The sequence below is a fragment of the Pseudoalteromonas sp. NH0006-46 genome (assembly GCF_057547735.1).
On record NZ_BAAJML010000001.1, the window covers coordinates 819704 to 841026 of the forward strand.

Here is a 21323-nt window from a genome sequence, read left to right on the forward strand (position 1 = left end):
AGAATTAAAATGAAAGCAAAAGAAATAGAACAATTAGCGCTATCTAAAACCGAAACTCGAGAAGTCATCACCCCTTACGCGTTTAAAATTGATAACGCCCTACTAGGTTTACCCTTAGCAACGCCACTAAAGCGAGCTATAGCAATAGTAATCGATGTAGCCTTAATATTTATGGCTGCAAAACTTAGCGCGACTTTAATTGCCTTTGTTGCGGCTATGGCATTCTATAAAGGGACGGCACAACAATACCTTCCTAAAATGTCGAGTGTGTGGCGAAGAATATTAAAAATAGTAGCCGCCGGTATTTTATTTGTAAGCGCTCTTGCGGTGCTTTCAATTGGCATAGATTACCTAGAGGGCGATAACGTCGATCAAGCCTTAACCGCTCAGGGCCTAAAAATCCAGGATGAGATTAAGCTTACCTCCACGGAAAAGCAGCACGTAAATACTTTTTTTGTGCAAACAGCAGACGAACGCTGTGAGCAATCTTGTCAGCAAAATGCGCTTGATAATTTGATAGGGCAAGTACCCAAATTAGCAGACATGGCCGACCTACAAAACCCACAACTTGCTAAAGCACTATTACAATTATTAGTGCTCAGTAAGGATAACGAAATAAAACCTTTGCAGTTATTAGAAGAAAAACCGGCACAAACAACTACACACAGTATTTTGCAGTGGGGCAAAGGTATTATTCAAGACTTAGGTTTGGGTTTTGGTTGGGCTGCTGTCTACTTTACGCTATTCTCATTACTTTGGCGCGGCCAAACACCAGGTAAAAAAGTATGTAATATCCGCGTCGTCGCCCTAAGCGGTGAGCCATTAGGTTTATTAGATTGTTTTGGTCGTTACGGCGGCTACGGTGCAGGCTTTGCAACCGGGCTATTAGGGTTCCTGCAGATATATTGGGATCCAAACAGACAAGCCATTCAAGATAAAATATCAGCGACCGTGGTTATTAAAGGTAACCTGAATCAACCTGTGAATGTTGAAACCGTTGTAGATGCAGTGAAAGAGTAATAAAAACTAACAAGATTATAAAAAAGAATAGCTATAAATAAAAAAAGGTCTAAAATTAGGGCTTAATTTAGTTCTTTTTAGGTGTTTTATGAGACAAGTTTTAGCTGATTGTTCGGCAAGTATTTCAGAACTTAAAAAAAATCCAACAGCGCTTTTAAATGAAGCAGATGGCGCTGCAATAGCCATATTAAATCATAACAAGCCGGCAGCTTACTTAGTACCTGCACCAATGTATGAGCTAATTATGGAACAACTGGATGATTATGAACTAACTAAAGTTGTTGAGAGCCGCAGAGGCGATTTATCTCAAGCGGTTGAAGTTAGTATAGATGACTTATAAGTTAAAGTTTTTATCTGCAGCTTTAAAGGAGTGGGAGAAACTTGCGCCACCACTTAAAAGCCAGTTTAAAAAGAAACTTACTGAGCGCTTAGATAACCCGCATGTGCCAGCCTCTAAATTGCGGGGCTTTGATAATGTTTACAAAATAAAGCTACGCACAGCCGGGTACCGCTTAGCTTACGAAGTTATTGACGACGAAATTGTGGTCTATGTACTCGCAATTGGTAAGCGCGATAAAGATGCGATATATAAAAAGTTAGCGTCGCGAATTTAAATAGTTAATCAAAATTAGTATTGGACTAAGATATTTATGGAACTCTCAAAAGGATTTTTTTGTAACCGTAGTAATTGGTTTTATTTTACTGTAATTAGTTTTGTATTTATTGCAGGAATTATTGTCGGTATAAACTTTCCAAAGATTAATATTATTATAAGTCTAAAACCTCAGCCTCTAGCTGATTGGATAGTCGCTGCTAGCACAATAGGCCTTCTTTTACTTGCTTTTATTACAAAGAATCAGTGGTTAAAACAAGCAGAACTATATAATTATTTAGAGTTTACTCAGGCCTTCCACCAGTATTATTTATTAAAGGTTAGTGCTGTGGAGCCTATGAAGGAAAAAATCAACATCATAAACCAAATAGAACAAATAAAATTAAACATGGAAGATAGTGATTTAAGTAAATCTGAAGTGGAACATTCCTTAGATGAAAAAAAGGAAGAGTTAAAGCAATATGAAATCAAATATAAAGATTTTTATTTAGAGATGGATCAGGGTAAAGAAAAAATGCTAATCAAGGCTGGTATAATCAATCTTAACAGAAAAAAAATTAATGATTTTGCTACTAGGTTAGCTACATATCAAATGAAATGTATTATTAATGACTTCGGTAGATTTAGATGCGAAGCAAATGAAGCATACCTTGAAATACAAAGAGCTTACTTCCCTGAAACTGAATTAGTTCACTTCCCCCCAATAAAGAATTAATTCGTTTTATTTAAAGGAGGGCTTAGTAAAATCTAAAGTTAAGTGTGAGTAATTAGACATTGTTAACTTCTAAACCTAACCCCAAAACCACCAACTCCTAGCAACAACACACATCCCCAAACAAATACATTGCCGTATTGGCTGTACACGCTGTCGCCTTTTATAAGCTTAATGTTGGCTTTCAATATAGTAGCTTCAAACTGAGGCATGGTTTGCTGTGTGTGGCTTATGGGGTCGTATACGGCGCTTACCCCGTTGTTGGTAACGCGTACTAGAGGGCGTTGTAGTTCGAGCGCCCGCATACGGGCTATTTGCATATGTTGCAAAGGCCCAATTGATTGACCAAACCAGGCATCATTACTTACGGTAAAAAGTAGATCTGAGTTGCTTTTGTAGTTACCGCGTACTAAATCGGCAAACACTATTTCGTAGCAAATAGCGGGTAGTAAGTTAAAACCATTAGCACGTAAGTTGTTTTGTTCTCTATCGCCTCGGGTAAACGACGACATAGGTAAATCAAACAAAGGCGCGATAGGGCGCAGAAAATCTTGAAACGGCACAAACTCACCAATCGGTAGTAACTGGTGTTTTTGATAGCGATTTTTACCTAAGTATTGATAGTGGCCATGTTCGTCGCCGCGCTCTTTGTTACCCAGTACTATCAGTGTATTAAATATGGTTTTAGTATCGATTTGGTAGTCGACTATACCTGTGATAAGGGCGGTTTCATTGAATGATGCAGCGCTATCTAGCCCAGCTAAGTAGCTATCGGCAAGGGCTTCTATTTCAGGAACCGCTGCTTCTGGCCATACAATTAAGTCAGCATCCCAATGTGGGCGTGTCATGTCTTGGTATTTGCTCATGGTGGTCCAAAACTCGCTAGGCTCAAAGCGAAGGTGTTGCTTTATATTGCCTTGCACCATTAAGGTTGACATTGATTTACCTGAGTACTCAATTGTGCTTGTTGCACGCGAACCAATACATAAAACAGTAAATGTGATGAGTGTAACAAGCGGGGTCTTTATGTCTTTTTGCGTTAACCGATATAGAGCAAAGCCAATGGCAATACACACTAAGGTCAGCCCAAATTCACCAATGTAAGGGGCCAGTATATTTAATGGCCCATCAGTTTGGGTATACCCAAAGCTTAACCACGGAAATCCGGTAAGGACTACTCCCCGTAAATATTCACTGATGGCAAAAAAGCAAATAAGCAGTAAACCGAAGCTATTTGAGCTGGTGGCAAAACGTGTTGTTAAATAAAACGCTAAGGCGGGGTAAAGCGCTAAATAGGCGCACAATAGCGCCATTAACGACAAAGAGGCTACAAGCGGCATACCGCCAAAGGTAGCAATAGACACATGTACCCAACTAATACCTGCACCAAACCAGCCTAAACCAAATATAAAACCATATTTAGCAGCATTTTTGGCGTGGCGTTTTCCGGTGTTGTTGGGATTAATACAAAATATGACAGCTGCAATACTAATAAATGCAATAGGCCAAATTTCAAAAGGGGAGTAGCTAAAAGTTAAAATAAGGCCCGCAATAAATGCGAGCCATGATTTTATATCTTTTGCTAATAGGGTAAGTCTAGTTAGCAGTTTCTTCACTGTCGTTATCATCAGCCTTAGGTACGGTGACTTGCAGTTGCAAGATACGACGATTGTCGGCATTGGTTACTTTAAATTGGTAACCGTCTATGTCTATAGTTTCACCTCGGCTAGGCATATGACCAAATGCATGCAATACCGTGCCACCAATGGTGTCTGCCTCGTCTGTGCTATATCCTGTGCTGAAATGTTCGTTAAAGTCATCTACTGGCGTTAACGCCTGAACCACGTGTACGTGTTTAGCAAGTTGACGAATATCTTGTTGTTCTTCTTCTTCGTCATGCTCGTCTTCTATTTCGCCAACAATGGTTTCAAGAATATCTTCAATGGTTACTAGTCCCGATACACCGCCGTATTCATCAATGACAACAGCCATATGGTAGCGTTGCTGACGAAATTCATTAAGCAGGGTGTCAACACGTTTGCTCTCAGGTACGACCATGGCTGGGCGTAAATAATCACGAATTGAAGGTAAATGTTCGTCTTTGTTTAAGATAAGTGGAAGCAAATCTTTAGCAAGTAAAAAACCTTCTACATGATCTTTGTCTTCAATCACCACAGGGAAGCGTGAGTGAGTTGAGTCGACCATCATGGGTATTAGCTCTTCAAGCGGGCTGTCGATCTCAAGAGTGACCATTTGTGAGCGCGGGATCATGATGTCTCGCACTTTAAGCTCAGACACGCTAAGCACACCTTCAATCATCTCTTTTGTTTCTGGATCGATTACGTCTCGTTCTTGCGCATCGGCAATCACTTCGACCAGCTCTTCTCTATTCTGGGGTTCCCCTTGCAGCATTTGGGTTATTCTACCCAACCACGTTTTGCCAGAAGAACCCTGGCTAGATTGCGAGTTACCGTCGCTCATTGCGTCTAATTGCTCCGTTAATTTAAATTTCGTCCCGATATGGGTCTGCTATATTTAGTTCTGCAAGTAATTGCTTTTCTATGCTTTCCATTTGCAGAGCGTCTTCACTCTTTATATGGTCAAATCCAAGTAAATGCAAGCACCCATGGATGACCATGTGGGCAAAGTGGTCATGAAATGACTTCTCTTGCTCCACTGCTTCAGCCAAAACAATGGCTGGGCAAATAACTAAATCACCAACAAGAGGGAGGTCTATTCCAGGTGGCGCTTCAAATTCAAACGACAACACGTTAGTGGGTTTATTTTTACCACGGTAATCGTTATTAAGCTGCTGTGATTGCGCTTCGTCGCTAATTACTATGGTGAGTTCTGACTCATCACGATATTGGCTTAAGGCTTTATCGGCCCACAAAGTAAATTGGGCTTCACTTGGGAGGTTGTCAAACTCACAGGCTATTTGTAAATCAAGTTCGGTCGTCAAAGTATTACTCTTTAGTAGTAGCGTTAAGTTGAGCAGCTAGCTCGTCTTTTGCTTTTTGCTTTTCAATTCGCTTTAGACGCTCGCTCTCATCGTTACGCTCGTATGCTTCAACAATACGCGCAACAACAGGATGGCGCACTACATCGTGTGCCTTAAAGTAGTTAAAACTAATTTCGTCTACATTGTCGAGCACTTCAATGGCATGGCGAAGACCCGAGCGTGTTCCGCGCGGTAAATCAACTTGTGTAATATCGCCGGTGATCACCGCTTTTGAGTTAAACCCTATACGGGTTAAAAACATTTTCATTTGTTCTGCGGTGGTGTTTTGGCTTTCATCTAAAATAATAAACGCATCATTTAATGTACGACCACGCATGTAAGCAAGTGGTGCCACTTCAATAATGTTTTTTTCTATGAGTTTTTCGACTTTTTCAAAGCCGAGCATTTCGAACAGTGCATCGTAAAGGGGGCGAAGGTATGGGTCAATTTTTTGGCTTAGGTCACCAGGTAAAAAACCGAGTTTTTCGCCGGCTTCTACTGCAGGGCGCGTTAATAAAATACGACGAATTTCTTGGCGTTCCAGTGCATCTACTGCAGCAGCTACTGCTAAATAGGTTTTACCTGTACCAGCAGGGCCTATACCAAACGTAATGTCATGATTTAATATATTGGCAACGTAAAGGCCTTGGTTGTCGTTTCGTGGTTTAATAACACCACGGCGCGTTTTAATAACCATTTCTTTACCGTATGCACTATTTGAAGCATCTTGCTCTAGGGCTTTAGATTCAGTAATTGCTAAGTGAACACTGTCGGGTTCTATTTCACCAATAACACCGCGCACAGGTTGAGTATCAACATAGAGATTTTTTAAGATTTCGACCGCAGAGGCACTATTGATTAATTTACCGGTTACTTTAAAAAAGTTATCGCGGTGAATAATTTCAACAGCGAGGCGACGTTCAATTTGTTTGATGTTTTCGTCAAACGGGCCACATAATGAAGAAAGGCGTTTGTTATCGGCAGGTTCTAAATAAATCTCTAATGTTTTTAACTGATTACTCAAAATTGCTTCCTATAGAACGGCGCCAGTATTTACTGGCGCTGGGTATATTGACTAAGGAACGAAAGTAGCTACGCCAATTTCGTTAACAGTCTCTGGTTTTGGCTCATTGCTTGCTGCTTTGGTTAAAATAGCTGAAGGAGCGATATCACGTCGTAAGTTCATTTCTGATTCTGTACGAATTAAGTCACCACGTAAAGAGTTAGGCAGTGCTTCAGTGATACGTACATCAACGAACTGGCCGATCACCGTATGTGGGCCCACAAAGTTAACAACACGGTTATTTTCCGTTCGACCGCGTAATTCCATTGGGTTCTTTTTAGATGGACCTTCAACCAAAATACGCTGTTCTGTATCAAACATTTGACGGCTAATTTGCTGTGCCATTTGTGTAATACGGTTTTGTAACAGGTATAAGCGTTCTTTTTTCTCTTGCTCAGTTACGTCGTCTGGTAAATCGGCCGCAGGCGTACCCGGGCGTGCGCTGTAAATGAAGCTAAAGCTCATATCAAAACCAATATCGTTGATAAGGTTCATAGTAGCTTCAAAGTCAGCTTTACTCTCACCCGGGAAACCGATAATGAAATCTGACGACATGCTTAAATTAGGGCGAATTTTACGCAGCTTGCGAATTGTTGATTTGTATTCAAGTGCGGTATGACCACGTTTCATTAAGTTTAAAATACGGTCTGAACCACTTTGCACTGGTAGATGTAAGTGATCAACAAGCTCTGGCACATCAGCGTAAGCGTCGATTATATCTGGCGTAAATTCTACAGGGTGTGAGGTGGTATAACGAATACGGTCAATGCCATCAATAGCTGCTATTAAACGAATTAAATCTGAGAAGTAGCAAATTTCACCATCGTGAGTATCACCACGGTATGCGTTTACGTTTTGGCCTAATAGGTTTACTTCGCGAACGCCTTGCTCTGCAAGTTGTGCCACTTCAAGGAGTACGTCATCAACTGGGCGGCTTACTTCTTCGCCTCGGGTGTAAGGTACAACACAAAAAGTACAGTATTTAGAACACCCTTCCATAATTGATACAAATGCACTTGGGCCTTCTGCTTTTGGCTCAGGTAGGCGGTCAAACTTTTCAATTTCTGGGAACGAAATATCAACAACCGATGACCCTTTATTACCTTGCACTTGCTTAATCATTTCAGGTAAACGGTGCAGAGTTTGCGGGCCAAAAATAACATCAACAAATGGTGCACGCTGGCGAATAGAGTCACCTTCTTGCGAGGCAACACAGCCGCCTACACCAATAATCAGCTCTGGTTTGTCGTCTTTTAACAACTTCCAACGGCCTAATTGGTGAAATACTTTTTCTTGTGCTTTTTCACGAATTGAACAGGTGTTAAGTAAGATTACGTCGGCATCTGTTGCATCTTCAGTTAGCTGGTAGCCATTGGTGGCATCTAAAAGTTCAGCCATTTTCTGAGAGTCGTATTCGTTCATCTGACAACCCCAGGTTTTGATATGCAGCTTTTTGCTCATTGAAATTTAGCCTCGTGTTCAATTCGATAATGGCACAAATATGTGCTTGAAACAGAATTAAGGAGCAAGCTTGCTCACTTAAAGGACGCGTATTTTAGCTGGATACCCGCCCAGATCCAAGTATAGTTTTCATGTTTGTGATCTCAAATCAAACTCAGACGAGTTTAATAGCTTGATAGTTATATACTCTCGCACTAAAGCGGCGAGTTACGGTACAATAAAAGTAGATTCACGTATTAATAAAATGATGAAAAACATGACTCAAAATAATGTGATAGTGGTTGGCGGCGGCATGGTTGGTGCGGCAATGGCAATAAAGTTAGCGCAACAAGGAAAATCAGTGCGTATCATAGAAAAGCACCTAATAGATCCGTCTCATATTTTGGGTAATGACAAGGTTGATATAAGAGTGTCGGCTATTAATCGTTTTTCAGAAAACTTACTTGATGAGTTAGGGGCTATGCCCATTTTAAGAAAAGGCCGGATTGCACCATACCAACAGTTAGAAGCTTTCGAGCGCGGCGACGATAACTTGTTATTTGATTGTGCCGACATTAATACCACGCATTTGGGCCACTTAATCGAAAACAGTTTAATACAAGCTAGTTTATGGGTGCAGTTTGAGCAGTACGATATTGAAGTCATCGAGCAAAAACAGGCTGTGAGTAAAATAGAGCAAAATGCTGACTCAATTACCTTGGTCTATGGCGAGCAACGTTATACCGCGAGCTTAGTGATTGCAGCCGACGGTGGACAATCGCAATTACGAACTAAAGCAAATATTGGTGTAACTGGCTGGCAGTATCAGCAGCACTGCATGGGGGTGCTGATTAAATTGGATGCACCTCAACAGGTAAAAACATGGCAACAGTTTACGCCATCAGGGCCACTGGCTTTTCTACCTATGCAAGCACCTTATGCTAATTTAATTTGGTACGACGATGCCAATACCCTCAAGGCATTTAAAGACCTATCGCCTAGCGCATTTAAAGCCCATATTATTGAACAGTTTCCAAAGCTTGTTGGTGATTTTGAAGTACAAAGTCATGCTGTGTTTCCAATTACTCGTCAGCATGCAAATACGTATTCTAGTGGTCGTTTAGTATTAGTTGGTGATGCTGCGCATACCATAAATCCACTTGCCGGTCAGGGTGTTAATTTGGGTTTCCAAGACGTAGTCGCTTTAGCTACTGCATTGAACGATGCAAGCGACGTTGGTTGCGCGTTAACGCTGCAAGAGTTCGAACGCACCCGTCGAAAGGCCAACTTATTAATGATGAGTATGATGGATGCTTGTTACTTTGGTTTTTCAAACCAAATAGCGCCGCTAAAATGGGCGCGTAGCCAATTTTTGAAAATGGCTAACAGTACTGGAGTGGTAAAAAACTGGGTATTAAAATATGCAATTAGCGGTGAAATTGGTTAGAAAACAGTAAAGTAATATAAAGGCTCTTTTATGAGTCTTTTTTTTTACGTGATAAGGCGACTAATTTATATGTTTTTAATTTTTACTTGATGTTTTTATGAAGTTTATGTGAGTGATGGGGGAATAGAGATAGCTTTTATAAAATTGGCTGGGATACCAGGATTTGAACCTGGGAATGCCAGGATCAAAACCTGGTGCCTTACCGCTTGGCGATATCCCAACTTTAAATTTGGATGAGTTTTAGTTCTAATTAAGAACATGGTGCGGAAGGAGAGACTTGAACTCTCACATCCTAAGATACTGGAACCTAAATCCAGCGCGTCTACCAATTCCGCCACTCCCGCAGTTCTATTCTTTAACAACACTCTTTGGTAGAAGAAGTTGGCTGGGATACCAGGATTTGAACCTGGGAATGCCAGGATCAAAACCTGGTGCCTTACCGCTTGGCGATATCCCAACAAAGAATTAGCTGATTAGTTTAGTTCTAATCTAGAACATGGTGCGGAAGGAGAGACTTGAACTCTCACATCCTAAGATACTGGAACCTAAATCCAGCGCGTCTACCAATTCCGCCACTCCCGCAAACAATTTTTATATTTATACTCATAACAGAGTTATTCTTTAACAACGCTCTTTGGTAGAAGAAGTTGGCTGGGATACCAGGATTTGAACCTGGGAATGCCAGGATCAAAACCTGGTGCCTTACCGCTTGGCGATATCCCAACAAAGAATTAGCTGATTAGTTTAGTTCGAATCTAGAACATGGTGCGGAAGGAGAGACTTGAACTCTCACATCCTAAGATACTGGAACCTAAATCCAGCGCGTCTACCAATTCCGCCACTCCCGCATTGTCACTTTGAATAATCAAAGAAGGTAGTTATTTTAAACTCTTCATTGAGTTGCAATTTAACTCTTGCAGAGCCATTCCTGAGAAGAAATGGTGGCTAAGACGGGATTTGAACCTGTGACCCCATCATTATGAGTGATGTGCTCTAACCAGCTGAGCTACTTAGCCATTGTTGGCTGGGATACCAGGATTTGAACCTGGGAATGCCAGGATCAAAACCTGGTGCCTTACCGCTTGGCGATATCCCAACAATAAACAATTGATAGTTTTAATTCTTATCAAGAATAATGGTGCGGAAGGAGAGACTTGAACTCTCACATCCTAAGATACTGGAACCTAAATCCAGCGCGTCTACCAATTCCGCCACTCCCGCATCGAGCGTACAGGTAATACTGTTTTGGAACCTAAATCCAGCGTCTAATTCAAGACAACTGCTAATTCCGCAACTACCGTACACAAGGTAGTTATTTTAAACTCTTCATTGAGCAACAAAAAATAAATGGTGGCTAAGACGGGATTTGAACCTGTGACCCCATCATTATGAGTGATGTGCTCTAACCAGCTGAGCTACTTAGCCATCTTTTTTGTCAGCACTTCATCGCTGAGTGCGGGGCGTATTATGCTGACATGACCCAAATTCGTCAACACCTTTTTTGCAAAAAAACACTTAACTGTGTTTGTTTGCAGGAAAATTAAGCTAACAGGCTAAATTTTAATATAAATGCTGTTTTTTTAACACCTATTATAAGTTAAGTGTATGAGGTTTGGCTTTTTAGAATTAACCCTGCGTTATAAACTGTCCTGATAGATTACAGCTTATATACGTTTGAAAAACAAAAAAAGGCTCGTAAAAACGAGCCTTTAAAATTTATTTCCCATAATAGAGGGAATAAAATCTTATACGTTAAACAAGAAGTTCATTACATCGCCATCTTTAACAATGTACTCTTTACCTTCTTGGCGCATTTTACCCGCTTCTTTTGCACCACTTTCACCTTTACAGTTAATGTAGTCATCATAAGCGATGGTTTGTGCACGGATAAACCCTCGTTCAAAATCGGTATGAATTTTACCCGCTGCTTGTGGTGCAGTTGCGCCTACAGGAATTGTCCAAGCACGCACTTCTTTTACGCCTGCTGTGAAGTAAGTTTGTAGTTTAAGTAACTCGTAGCCGCCTCGAATAACAAGGTTGAGACCTGGTTCTTCTAAACCAAGATCCGCCATAAATTCAAGTTTGTCTTCATCATCAAGCTCAGATAACTCCGATTCGATTGCTGCACACACAGGCACTACAACAGCGCCCTCTGATTCAGCTATAGCGCGAACGCGGTCAAGTAGTGGGTTATTCTCAAAACCATCTTCTGCTACGTTTGCAATATACATTGTTGGCTTGATAGTTAAGAAGTTGACAGAGCTAATAGCCGCTTTTTCTTCTTTAGTTAATTCTAACGATCTAAGTGTTAGGCCTTCATCAAGGTGTGCTTTTACTTTTTCAAGTGCTGCATTTTGTTCTTTTGCGTCTTTATCGCCGCCTTTCGCTTTTTTAGCATTACGGAACATGGCTTTTTCAGCGCTGTCCATATCGGCAAGTACTAACTCAGTATTGATCACGTCAATATCGTCAGCAGGGTCAATTGTACCGGCTACGTGTATTACGTTTTCGTCTTCAAAACAACGAACTACATGGCCAATTGCATCCGTTTCACGAATGTTTGCTAAGAACTGGTTACCTAGACCTTCACCTTTTGATGCGCCTTTTACAAGGCCAGCAATATCAACAAATTCCATACTAGTAGTAAGAATACGTTGTGGATTTACAATTTTAGCAAGCTCGTCTAAGCGAGGATCTGGCACAGGTACCACACCTGTATTAGGCTCAATGGTACAAAAAGGAAAGTTAGCGGCTTCAATACCCGCTTTAGTTAGTGCATTGAAAAGCGTTGATTTACCAACGTTAGGCAAGCCAACGATGCCACATTTAAAACCCATAGTAAGATACCTTGTTTAGAATTCGTTTAAACTGTGCACTTGCACTCAAGTTTACTAGGGTTTAAACGAATGAAGTCTGTTTTGTGCTTTTAGCACGCCGTCTTTTGCAAGTATTTCCATACAACGAACTGCTTCATCTACAGCTGCATCCATTTTTTCTTGGTCAACTTTCGGCGCTTTTCCAAGCACCCAGCCGGTAACCATTTCACGATGTCCTGGATGACCTATGCCAACACGTAAACGCATAAAATCTTTTTGATTTGCCATTTTTGCCATAATGTCTTTTAGGCCATTATGACCGCCGTGTCCACCCCCTTTTTTTAATTTGGCGACACCGGGATCTAAATCCATCTCATCATGTGCGACTAAGATATTTTCAACAGGGATTTTGAAAAAATTGGCTAAACTACTGACCGCTTTACCACTTAAATTCATGTAAGTAGTGGGGATCAATAATTTGAATTCTTGGCCTTGAATTATCACTTTGCCAGTTAAGCCGTGATATTTAGGATCGTGTTTTAGCGTACAGTTGTAGCGTGCTGCGAGTTGCTCGATGAACCAAGCACCTGCATTGTGGCGTGTATTTGCGTATTCGGGGCCTGGATTAGCCAGGCCCACAAGCATTTGAATAGAATTCAAGGTGCGAGACCTTAAATATTATTCTGCAGCGTCTGAAGCTTCTTCGTCTTCAGCTGGAGCTGCTTTGTTTGCTTTGATTGTAACTACTGAAAGGTCATGGCCTTCGCCTTTACCTAATTCAACAGATGCAACACCTGCTGGTAGTTGTAAATCAGAGATGTGGATTGAATCACCAGCTACTAAGTCAGAAACATTTACTTCGATGAATTCTGGTAGTGCTTTTGGAAGACAAGAAATTTCAACATCAGTTAACTGGTGAACAACAGTTGCGCCAGCTTTAGTTACAATTTCTTCACCGATAAAGTGAAGAGGAACTTTAGTTGTTAATTTATGAGTTGCGTCTACACGTTGGAAATCAAGGTGAGTAAGCTTAGGCTTGAATGGGTGACGTTGAATATCTTTTAAGATAGCTTCAACTTTCTCGCCGCCTACGTTAAGTGTAAGAATATGAGTGTAAAAACCTTCGTCTTCTTGTGCTTTGATCATATCTTTATGAGCAAAAGTAAGAGATAAAGCTTCTTTGTCAGCTCCGTAAAGGATTGCAGGAACTTTGTCTTCGCGACGTAGGCGGCGGCTCGCACCAGTACCAGTTTCTACGCGAAGTTCAGCGTCATATGTATAAGTTGTGTTAGACATGATGTCTCCAATTATTTAAAAGTTTAGGGCCTTTGCGACCAAGGTCCCTAGCCAAAAGGCGCGCTATCATACCACTGTGATTCAGTAAAATATACATAGCATACAAAAAAAGCGCCAAAAGGCGCTTTTGTCTTCAGCAAATATCTGTGTTTAGTGTTCAAACATCGCTGAAATAGATTCTTCGTTGCTAATACGGCGAATAGTTTCTGCCAACATATCAGCAAGCGTTAGCACTTTTACTTTATCAAGTGCTTTAAGTTCATCAGATAATGGAATCGAGTCGGTTACAATAACTTCATCAATAACAGAATCACGTAAATTCTCAGCTGCTTTACCTGATAAAATAGGGTGAGTTGCATAAGCAAATACGCGTTTAGCACCATGTTCTTTAAGTGCTTCTGCTGCTTTACATAGAGTACCGCCAGTATCAATCATGTCATCGACAATGATACAGTCACGGCCTTCTACATCACCAATAATATGCATTACTTGAGAAACATTTGCTTGTGGGCGGCGTTTATCAATAATAGCTAAATCAGTATCGTTTAGTAGTTTTGCAATTGCACGTGCGCGCACTACACCACCAATATCCGGAGAAACAATAACAACATCATCAAAATGACGCTCTTTCATATCTTCAAGTAATACTGGGCTACCAAATACGTTATCTACTGGTACATCAAAGAAGCCTTGGATTTGCTCTGCGTGTAAATCAACCGTAAGTACTCGGTCTACACCTACGCTCGATAAGAAATCGGCAACAACTTTAGCAGTGATTGGTACACGAGCTGAACGTACGCGACGATCTTGGCGGGCATAACCAAAATAAGGAATGACGGCAGTAATACGACCCGCAGATGCGCGACGAAGAGCATCAACCATAACGATAAGTTCCATAAGGTTATCGTTTGTAGGGGCACAGGTTGATTGCAAGATAAAAACATCCGAGCCACGAACATTTTCATTAATTTGAACACTGATCTCACCGTCGCTAAAACGGCCAACAACAGCATCGCCTAATTCAATATATAAACGTTTTGCAACTTTTTGAGCTAACTCAGGTGTTGCGTTACCAGCGAAGAGCTTCATGTCAGGCACGGTAGGGTTCCTCAGGCACTGAAATTTTGGACTAACAAGCAATGATAAAAAGCATTGCAAGTTAACTTATGATTACTTTTACGTTACTTCATTGATCGAATATGGCGGTAAGCTCCGTATGAGCAGGAGAAGTATTAGCGCTTGACGCAACAAATCCCTGCCAAGTATGGGGGAGGTTTGCAAGCACATCGTTTGCTTGAGTTTGTGTATCAAACTCTACAAAACAACATGAACCTGTTCCGGTCATCTTCGACGGGGCGTATTTTAGCAACCACTGGAGGGTTTTTTCAACCTCGGGGCATAGCTTTTTAACTAAAGGCTCACAATCGTTGTGTAAATCGTGCTCTTTCCAATCTCCTAAAATTTTTGGTGTATCGCGTTTTAAATCTGGATGGGTAAATATTTCAGCGGTACTTACATGCTGATTTGGGTGCACAACACAGTACCATTTCTGTTCAAGCTCTACACGGTGTAGTTCTTCTCCAATGCCATGCGCTATGGCGCTTTCACCACGTATAAAAACAGGTATATCCGCCCCTAACTGTAATCCTAAACGGGCAAGTTCATTAATGTCATAATTAATATTCCACAATTTATTCAGCGCTAATAGTGTGGTTGCCGCATCAGACGAACCACCTCCAACGCCACCTCCCATTGGCAATCGTTTTATTAAATTTATTTTTACACCGTGCTTTGTTTTAGAGTGGGTTTGCAACATTAAAGCAGCTTTATAGATTAGATTATCTTCAAGTGGTATGTCTTTAGTATCACCATCGATTGAAATTGACGGTTTATCTATCAACTCAAAAGAGAGCTCATCGCCAAAGTTTAAGAAGGTAAATAAGGTTTCTAATTCGTGATATCCGTCATCTCGGCGTGCATTAATGTGTAAAAATAAATTGAGTTTTGCAGGTGCAATGAGTGAAAAAGACGTGTTGCTATTCATAATTAATTAAATCGCCAGTCGTAAAGTTGAATTTTAATTCTTATTTTTTGGTGCTTGAGTGTCAATTTTGTGGGTAACCAAAAGCCTGCACTTTGTATATAATTAGCGTAATTTATTTGCCATTGCTTCCCTTCGTTATCAATCCATAGTACTTGTTTGGCTCGGCCAAGCTCGTCTACCTGTAAAGTGTGTGAATCGATGGTTCCTTTAAGCCAATCGCTTGCATTATTAACAGGTACTGCAAAACCCGTTAAACGTTTTAGTAGGGCTGATGCGTTGCTATCGACGTAAACTTTATCGTCGAATTCAAGTTCGGCAATATCGCGTGATTGCTTAAGCTGTAAAATACGTGTGCCAATAAACGAAGTTAGCACTAAATTATTGCTATTTTCTTGTTGCTGCCAATTTAAGTTTGCAGATTGACGCTCATCGGGGCTGATAAAAGCAAGTTTGCCTTGCACACGCCAAGTTTTTTGATTGGTAAGTTGACCCTTCCAATTATCATAAATAGCTGTTTTATCTGATAATTGTTGCGCGCAACCGCCTAAAAACAAAAATGTTATGATTAAAATTACATAATGTCGAATCAAATGTTGTTCCTTACTTTCCATATTCCGATGATTTTTGGTAAAATTGCCGCCTTTAAAGTAGGGCTCAGCAATATTTGGCAAATATGACCATAATAGCACTAGGTATAAATCACAAAACCGCTTCCGTAGAACTACGTGAAAAAGTGGCTTTTTCGCCTGAGCAAATTTCAGAGGCGCTACAGCAATTAAGTGGGCATGCCGACTTTAATGAAGCTGTGATTGTGTCGACTTGTAACCGAACAGAAATCTATTGTAGCCTTGCTCAGCAAAATTCCCAAACACTGTTAGCATGGCTTGCCAGTTTCCACGGTTTAAATGAACAAGAACTGAGTAAGAACATTTATTGCCACGAGGGCAATCAAGCAATTAATCACTTAATGCGTGTAGCCTGTGGCTTAGATTCACTTGTGTTAGGTGAGCCGCAGATTTTAGGACAAATTAAGCAAGCCTATAATAGTGCAAAAACTCATGATGCAGTGGGTGTTACGTTTGATCGTTTGTTTCAAAAAACATTTTCGGTTGCTAAAGAAGTCCGAACTGAAACTAATATAGGCGCCAGTGCGGTATCGGTTGCATTTGCGGCGGTAAACTTAGCCAAACACATTTACGGTAAACTAGATAAAACGAATGTACTATTAATAGGTGCAGGCGAAACAATAGAGCTTGTGGCTAAGCATTTGTATCAAAACGAGCCCCAAAATATTACCGTAGCAAACAGAACCATTGAACGAGCCCGCAATTTAGCCGATGAAGTATCTGCAGACGTTATTGCACTCGCGCAGTTGCCAGAGCGTTTGCATAACGCCGATATTATAATAAGTTCAACGGCTAGCACCTTACCCATTATTGGTAAAGGTGTTGTTGAACAGGCGCTTAAACAGCGAAGGAATAAGCCTATGCTGTTTATTGATATTGCGGTACCGCGCGACATTGAAAGCCAAGTGGGGGATTTAGATGCAGCGTATCTTTACTCGGTTGATGATTTACAAACGATTGTAAGTGAAAATATGGCAGCACGAGAACAAGCTGCACAGCAAGCACAAATAATTATTACTGAGCGCACCAAAGAGTTTTGCATGTGGATGCGCTCACTCGATTCAGTGGGGCTAATCCGCCACTATCGAAATGATGTTCAAACAATTAAGTCTGAATTAGTAGAAAGAGCGGTTAGCCAGCTTTCTAATGGTAAAGATGCAGAAAAAGTAATTTTAGAATTGGCCAACAAATTAACCAACCGCTTAATGCACGCGCCTACACGTGCAATCCAAGATGCGGCTAAAAAAGGTGAAGTTGCTCAATTAAATCAGTTGAAAAAAATGTTAGGTATTGACCAGGAATAACAGTTAAATGAAAGAGTCTGTTTATAATAAATTAGAAACGCTAGTAGAACGCTACGAAGAAGTACAAGCACTTTTGAGCGACCCATCGGTTATTAGCGATCAAAATCGCTTTCGTGGTCTTTCAAAAGAATATTCTGAGCTTGAAGAAATTGTTAAAACTTTTTTAGCATATCAACAAACAAAAGATGACCTAGCCAGTGCTGAAGAAATGTTAAAAGATTCAGACCCAGATATGCGTGAAATGGCGCAAGAAGAGTACAAAGAGGCAAAAGCACAAATACTAACACTTGAAGATGAAATCCAAGTGTTGATGCTACCTAAAGATCCTAAAGATAATAACAATGTATTTTTAGAGGTGCGTGCGGGCACAGGTGGCGATGAGGCCGCTATTTTTGCTGGTGATTTATTTAGAATGTATAGCCGTTTTGCCGAAACACAAAAGTGGAAATTAGAAGTTGTAACCACTAATGAAGGTGAACATGGTGGTTACAAAGAAGTCATTGCTAACATTAGTGGTGAAGGTGTTTACGGTAAACTTAAATTTGAGTCTGGTGTTCATCGTGTTCAACGTGTACCAGAAACTGAGTCGCAAGGTCGTGTTCATACCTCGGCCTGTACCGTGGCAGTAATGGCAGAAATCCCAGAAGCTGAAGCAATTGAAATTAACACTGCCGATATAAAAGTAGATACTTTTAGAGCATCTGGTGCGGGTGGGCAGCACGTAAACAAAACCGACTCTGCAATTCGTATTACGCATTTACCTACAGGTGTGGTTGTTGAGTGTCAGGATGAGCGCTCTCAGCACAAAAACCGTGCAAAAGCGATGTCAGTCCTTGCTGCACGATTACAGCAAGCAGAAGATGAAAAGCGTCATGCTGCTGAGGCGTCTGAACGCCGTAATTTAGTAGGTAGTGGTGATCGTTCTGAGCGTATTCGTACTTACAATTACCCGCAAGGTCGTATTACCGATCATCGTATTAATTTAACGTTATACCGCTTAAATGAAGTTGTTGCTGGCGATTTAGGTGCGATTGTCGATCCGTTAATGCAAGAGCATCAAGCTGATTTACTTGCTGCAATGGGCGATGAGTAATCGTGACGCAAACCCTTGAGCAAGCTGCCGCTGCTGGCACTAAATTATTAGTGCAAAGCAGCGATAGTGCAAAATTAGACGCACAAGTATTACTTCTTCATGTTCTTGATAAACCTCGTAGTTACCTTTTTACTTGGCCAGAAAGGTTGCTTAGTGAACAGCAACAACACACCTTTGACACTCTTTGCGCTAGGCGATTGAACGGCGAGCCTGTCGCGCATATTACAGGGCAACGTGAGTTTTGGAGTTTAACCTTAGAAGTGAATGCAACAACGTTAATTCCGCGCCCAGACACAGAAACCTTAGTTGAAGTAGCGCTTGAACTAGGGATCCCAGAGCAGGCCAAAGTACTAGACTTAGGCACGGGAACGGGCGCCATTGCATTGGCATTGGGCAGTGAAATGCCTCTTTGGGATATTACAGCGGTAGATAGAGTAAGTGATGCTGTAGCGCTTGCAACTCGTAATCAACAGCGTTTAGAAATTAGTAATGTGCGTGTTAAACAAAGCAATTGGTTTAGCTCACTTAGTAATGAATATTTTGATCTTATAGTTACCAACCCACCGTATATAGAAAGTAGTGACGAACATTTGGCTCAAGGCGATGTGCGATTTGAACCTTTATCTGCCTTAGTTGCTGAAGATTCAGGAATGTCTGATATTAAACAAATAATTACACAATCACGTGACTATTTGCTATCTAGTGGCTATCTTCTAATAGAGCACGGTTATGACCAAGGTTTTGCTGTACGTGATTTTTTTGAAACGATGGCCTTTGTTAATGTTAAAACGATAAAAGATCTTGGTGAAAATGACCGTGTAACGCTCGCACAGTGGCCATAATAAGTTTAATTATTACTGCATCCGTGTGTTAAATGTGTCATGTAGGAATTTCTAATTATGATGGGTGACTTTTTATTTTCAGATGAGCCAGAAGTACCAGTAGACAATACCGATTTGGGCACCTGGAAAGTATTAATCGTTGATGACGAACCTGAAGTTCATGCAGTTACAAAATTAGCATTGAGTGATTTTGAGTTTCAAAATAAACGTCTAGAATTTATAAGTGCCTATTCAGGCGCAGAAGCTAAAAAACTAATCGATGAGCACAAGGATGCTGCAATCGTACTACTTGATGTTGTCATGGAAACAGACGATGCAGGTTTACAAGTTGTAAAATATATTCGTGAAACCGCAAAAAATAACCACATTCGTATTATTTTACGTACCGGCCAACCTGGCCAGGCACCAGAACGCCAAGTTATTGTTAATTATGATATTAACGATTACAAATCGAAAACCGAGTTGACAGCACAAAAATTATTTACAGTTATCATGTCGAGCCTTCGCTCGTACCGCGACATTATTTCAATAGAGCAGTCGCGAATTGGTCTTGAAAAAATAATAACCGCTTCGCGTAATATATTTTCTGCGCATTCGATTGAGCATTTTATTGAAGGTGTAATGCAGCAACTTACATCTTTACTGGGCATTTCAGATCAAGCTATGTACGCCACTACGCTTGTGGCACAAAATCCGGCATCTCAAAATAATAAAATGATTATTTGCTCAGGTACCGGTGAGTTTGAAAAAAGCGAAGGTAAAAACTTAGAAGAGGTTCTTCACGCAGAACAACTAAGTGCATGCCAAGAAGCTTTAGCTAATCAGACTATTATCTACAAAGACAATTATTTATTTGCTTATTGTAGCAGTGAATATAACCATAGTTCGATGTTGTTCATTACTGGCATTCCAAATGCTTTGACAGATACACAACGAAACTTAGTTGAAATTTTTGCCCAAAATGTGCAATTAGCGTTTGAAAATGTTCAGCTACAATGCGAAATAGAAGCCACCCAGCAAGAACTTGTTTACAGATTAAGTGAGGCGGTTGAGCAACGCTCTACTGAAACAGGTAATCATGTAAAACGTGTTGCACATATTTGCCACGCACTTGCTATTGGCTATGGATTATCAAAACAACAAGCCGACTTAATTAGGTTGGCTGCGCCCTTGCATGATGTAGGTAAAGTAGGTATACCCGATTCGGTTTTAAATAAACCTGCAAAGCTTGATGCCCCCGAATGGGAAGTAATGAAAACTCACACAGACAAAGGGTACGGGATTTTAAAAGGGTCTGCTCACGAAATTGTGAGTGCAGGGGCTACCATAGCCAAAGAGCATCATGAAAAGTGGGATGGCACAGGCTACCCTCAAGGCTTACAGGGAAGCCGAATTAACATATTTGGTCGTATTGTAGCATTGGCTGATGTCTACGACGCATTAAGGCATAAGCGTTGTTACAAAGACTCATGGACACTTGAACGCGTAGTAGAAGAAATAAACTCGCAAAAAGGCTCGCACTTTGAGCCAAAATTAGTTGATGTTTTTAACGAAAATCTCAATGAACTTGAAACTATTATTAAACGTTACCCCGATTAACTTTATAACTAGAAGAATAGAGGCATATGGATTATTTAGCAGTAAAACACTCACACATGGCGATAGCCGTACTGAGTGTCGTTTTATTTTATATTCGATCTTTTTCGAGAATTGGAAGTGGTAAGCTAGCTCGGAACAAAATAGTATTTATTGGCAGTCACGGTATAGATACGCTACTTTTGATCTCTGCATTTACACTGATGTTCATGGGTAAAATTAATCCATTTGAGCAATTTTGGCTACTAGAAAAAATTATATTGGTTATCGCGTATATTGCCATCGGTGTTATTAGTGCAAAACAAACTAACTTTTTGGCTAAAATATCGTACCTTACTGTAAATACGTTTGTTATTTTAGCTATTGGTTACTTGGCAACAGCTAAGTCAGCATTGTTACTTTAAACCTAA

Annotated in this window: 21 protein-coding genes and 10 tRNA genes; 10 read left to right on the top strand and 21 right to left on the bottom strand. The window is 40.7% G+C overall.

Annotated elements, in window-relative coordinates:
- Window positions 1–9: 9 nt before the first annotated feature.
- The 4 genes from AC27I2_RS03760 to AC27I2_RS03775 all read left to right on the top strand — a co-directional run bounded on the left by AC27I2_RS03760 (window position 10) and on the right by AC27I2_RS03775 (window position 2348).
- Window positions 10–1020 carry an RDD family protein gene (locus AC27I2_RS03760; RefSeq protein WP_487203520.1) on the top strand — a complete coding sequence of 337 codons (1011 nt, stop codon included), beginning with the start codon at window positions 10–12 and terminating at the stop codon, window positions 1018–1020.
- Between the two features lie 88 nt (window positions 1021–1108).
- Window positions 1109–1360, top strand: coding sequence for a type II toxin-antitoxin system Phd/YefM family antitoxin (locus AC27I2_RS03765; RefSeq protein ID WP_033029102.1), 252 nt, complete (start codon window positions 1109–1111; stop codon window positions 1358–1360).
- Window positions 1350–1634 carry a type II toxin-antitoxin system RelE family toxin gene (locus tag AC27I2_RS03770; RefSeq protein ID WP_487203521.1) on the top strand — a complete coding sequence of 95 codons (285 nt, stop codon included), beginning with the start codon at window positions 1350–1352 and terminating at the stop codon, window positions 1632–1634. Before AC27I2_RS03765 ends, AC27I2_RS03770 begins: the two co-directional genes overlap by 11 nt.
- Before the next feature lie 36 nt (window positions 1635–1670).
- Window positions 1671–2348, top strand: a complete 678-nt coding sequence (locus AC27I2_RS03775) for a hypothetical protein (protein WP_487203522.1) — start codon at window positions 1671–1673, stop codon at window positions 2346–2348.
- A gap of 62 nt (window positions 2349–2410) precedes the next feature.
- On the opposite strand, the gene lnt is transcribed toward AC27I2_RS03775, so the two are convergent.
- Genes lnt through miaB form a run of 5 tightly spaced genes read right to left on the bottom strand, consistent with a single transcriptional unit; the run spans window position 2411 to window position 7870 of the window.
- Window positions 2411–3961 carry an apolipoprotein N-acyltransferase gene (lnt, locus tag AC27I2_RS03780; protein WP_487203523.1) on the bottom strand — a complete coding sequence of 517 codons (1551 nt, stop codon included), beginning with the start codon at window positions 3959–3961 and terminating at the stop codon, window positions 2411–2413.
- A complete protein-coding gene (gene corC / locus AC27I2_RS03785; RefSeq protein WP_058403372.1) occupies window positions 3942–4826 on the bottom strand; it encodes a CNNM family magnesium/cobalt transport protein CorC in 885 nt (294 codons plus the stop codon). The genes lnt and corC overlap by 20 nt, the downstream gene beginning before the upstream one ends.
- Before the next feature lie 22 nt (window positions 4827–4848).
- Window positions 4849–5307 carry an rRNA maturation RNase YbeY gene (gene ybeY / locus AC27I2_RS03790; RefSeq protein WP_058403371.1) on the bottom strand — a complete coding sequence of 153 codons (459 nt, stop codon included), beginning with the start codon at window positions 5305–5307 and terminating at the stop codon, window positions 4849–4851.
- Between the two features lie 4 nt (window positions 5308–5311).
- Window positions 5312–6370, bottom strand: coding sequence for a PhoH family protein (locus AC27I2_RS03795; protein WP_058403370.1), 1059 nt, complete (start codon window positions 6368–6370; stop codon window positions 5312–5314).
- Window positions 6371–6421: 51 nt separating this feature from the next.
- Window positions 6422–7870, bottom strand: a complete 1449-nt coding sequence (gene miaB / locus AC27I2_RS03800; protein WP_487203524.1) for a tRNA (N6-isopentenyl adenosine(37)-C2)-methylthiotransferase MiaB — start codon at window positions 7868–7870, stop codon at window positions 6422–6424.
- Window positions 7871–8114: 244 nt separating this feature from the next.
- Between miaB and AC27I2_RS03805 the strand changes: the two genes are divergently transcribed.
- The gene (locus AC27I2_RS03805; RefSeq protein WP_487203607.1) at window positions 8115–9296 is read left to right on the top strand and encodes an FAD-dependent monooxygenase; all 1182 of its coding nucleotides are present in this window, start codon (window positions 8115–8117) and stop codon (window positions 9294–9296) included.
- A 145-nt stretch (window positions 9297–9441) separates the two neighbouring features.
- Here AC27I2_RS03805 and AC27I2_RS03810 read toward each other — a convergent pair.
- From AC27I2_RS03810 to lolB, 16 genes are all read right to left on the bottom strand, one after another.
- A tRNA-Gln gene (locus AC27I2_RS03810) sits at window positions 9442–9516 on the bottom strand.
- A 39-nt stretch (window positions 9517–9555) separates the two neighbouring features.
- Window positions 9556–9640: transfer RNA gene (locus tag AC27I2_RS03815), tRNA-Leu, on the bottom strand.
- A gap of 38 nt (window positions 9641–9678) precedes the next feature.
- A tRNA-Gln gene (locus AC27I2_RS03820) sits at window positions 9679–9753 on the bottom strand.
- 40 nt (window positions 9754–9793) lie between these two features.
- Window positions 9794–9878, bottom strand: a tRNA-Leu gene (locus AC27I2_RS03825).
- Window positions 9879–9944: 66 nt separating this feature from the next.
- Window positions 9945–10019 (bottom strand) — tRNA-Gln (locus AC27I2_RS03830).
- Window positions 10020–10059: 40 nt separating this feature from the next.
- Window positions 10060–10144 (bottom strand) — tRNA-Leu (locus AC27I2_RS03835).
- Window positions 10145–10235: 91 nt separating this feature from the next.
- Window positions 10236–10312, bottom strand: a tRNA-Met gene (locus AC27I2_RS03840).
- A 5-nt stretch (window positions 10313–10317) separates the two neighbouring features.
- Window positions 10318–10392, bottom strand: a tRNA-Gln gene (locus AC27I2_RS03845).
- Between the two features lie 40 nt (window positions 10393–10432).
- Window positions 10433–10517: transfer RNA gene (locus AC27I2_RS03850), tRNA-Leu, on the bottom strand.
- A gap of 127 nt (window positions 10518–10644) precedes the next feature.
- Window positions 10645–10721, bottom strand: a tRNA-Met gene (locus tag AC27I2_RS03855).
- Window positions 10722–11041: 320 nt separating this feature from the next.
- Window positions 11042–12133, bottom strand: a complete 1092-nt coding sequence (ychF, locus tag AC27I2_RS03860; protein WP_058403368.1) for a redox-regulated ATPase YchF — start codon at window positions 12131–12133, stop codon at window positions 11042–11044.
- A 54-nt stretch (window positions 12134–12187) separates the two neighbouring features.
- Entirely contained in the window at window positions 12188–12772 is a 585-nt protein-coding gene (pth, locus tag AC27I2_RS03865; RefSeq protein ID WP_082653579.1) for an aminoacyl-tRNA hydrolase, read from the bottom strand.
- An 18-nt stretch (window positions 12773–12790) separates the two neighbouring features.
- A complete protein-coding gene (locus tag AC27I2_RS03870) occupies window positions 12791–13408 on the bottom strand; it encodes a 50S ribosomal protein L25/general stress protein Ctc (RefSeq protein ID WP_058552648.1) in 618 nt (205 codons plus the stop codon).
- A gap of 150 nt (window positions 13409–13558) precedes the next feature.
- On the bottom strand, window positions 13559–14506 hold the full coding sequence (locus AC27I2_RS03875; RefSeq protein WP_058403366.1) for a ribose-phosphate pyrophosphokinase: 948 nt from the start codon (window positions 14504–14506) through the stop codon (window positions 13559–13561).
- 88 nt (window positions 14507–14594) lie between these two features.
- Window positions 14595–15452 (bottom strand): 4-(cytidine 5'-diphospho)-2-C-methyl-D-erythritol kinase, encoded by an 858-nt coding sequence (gene ispE / locus AC27I2_RS03880; RefSeq protein ID WP_138530447.1) that lies wholly within the window; start codon window positions 15450–15452, stop codon window positions 14595–14597.
- Window positions 15453–15454: 2 nt separating this feature from the next.
- The gene (lolB, locus tag AC27I2_RS03885) at window positions 15455–16042 is read right to left on the bottom strand and encodes a lipoprotein insertase outer membrane protein LolB (RefSeq protein WP_138530449.1); all 588 of its coding nucleotides are present in this window, start codon (window positions 16040–16042) and stop codon (window positions 15455–15457) included.
- An 83-nt stretch (window positions 16043–16125) separates the two neighbouring features.
- Here lolB and hemA point away from each other — a divergent pair, with 83 nt between their 5' ends.
- Genes hemA through AC27I2_RS03910 form a run of 5 tightly spaced genes read left to right on the top strand, consistent with a single transcriptional unit; the run spans window position 16126 to window position 21317 of the window.
- Window positions 16126–17382 (top strand): glutamyl-tRNA reductase, encoded by a 1257-nt coding sequence (hemA, locus tag AC27I2_RS03890; protein WP_487203525.1) that lies wholly within the window; start codon window positions 16126–16128, stop codon window positions 17380–17382.
- 7 nt (window positions 17383–17389) lie between these two features.
- Window positions 17390–18475: a peptide chain release factor 1 gene (gene prfA, locus AC27I2_RS03895; protein WP_058403363.1), complete on the top strand. Its 1086-nt coding sequence runs from the start codon at window positions 17390–17392 to the stop codon at window positions 18473–18475.
- A 2-nt stretch (window positions 18476–18477) separates the two neighbouring features.
- Complete coding sequence (gene prmC, locus AC27I2_RS03900; RefSeq protein WP_138530450.1) at window positions 18478–19317, top strand: peptide chain release factor N(5)-glutamine methyltransferase; 840 nt, start codon at window positions 18478–18480, stop codon at window positions 19315–19317.
- A gap of 57 nt (window positions 19318–19374) precedes the next feature.
- Window positions 19375–20916, top strand: a complete 1542-nt coding sequence (locus tag AC27I2_RS03905) for a response regulator (RefSeq protein WP_201023510.1) — start codon at window positions 19375–19377, stop codon at window positions 20914–20916.
- 26 nt (window positions 20917–20942) lie between these two features.
- Complete coding sequence (locus AC27I2_RS03910; protein ID WP_058403361.1) at window positions 20943–21317, top strand: SirB2 family protein; 375 nt, start codon at window positions 20943–20945, stop codon at window positions 21315–21317.
- The last annotated feature ends 6 nt before the right edge of the window (window positions 21318–21323 follow it).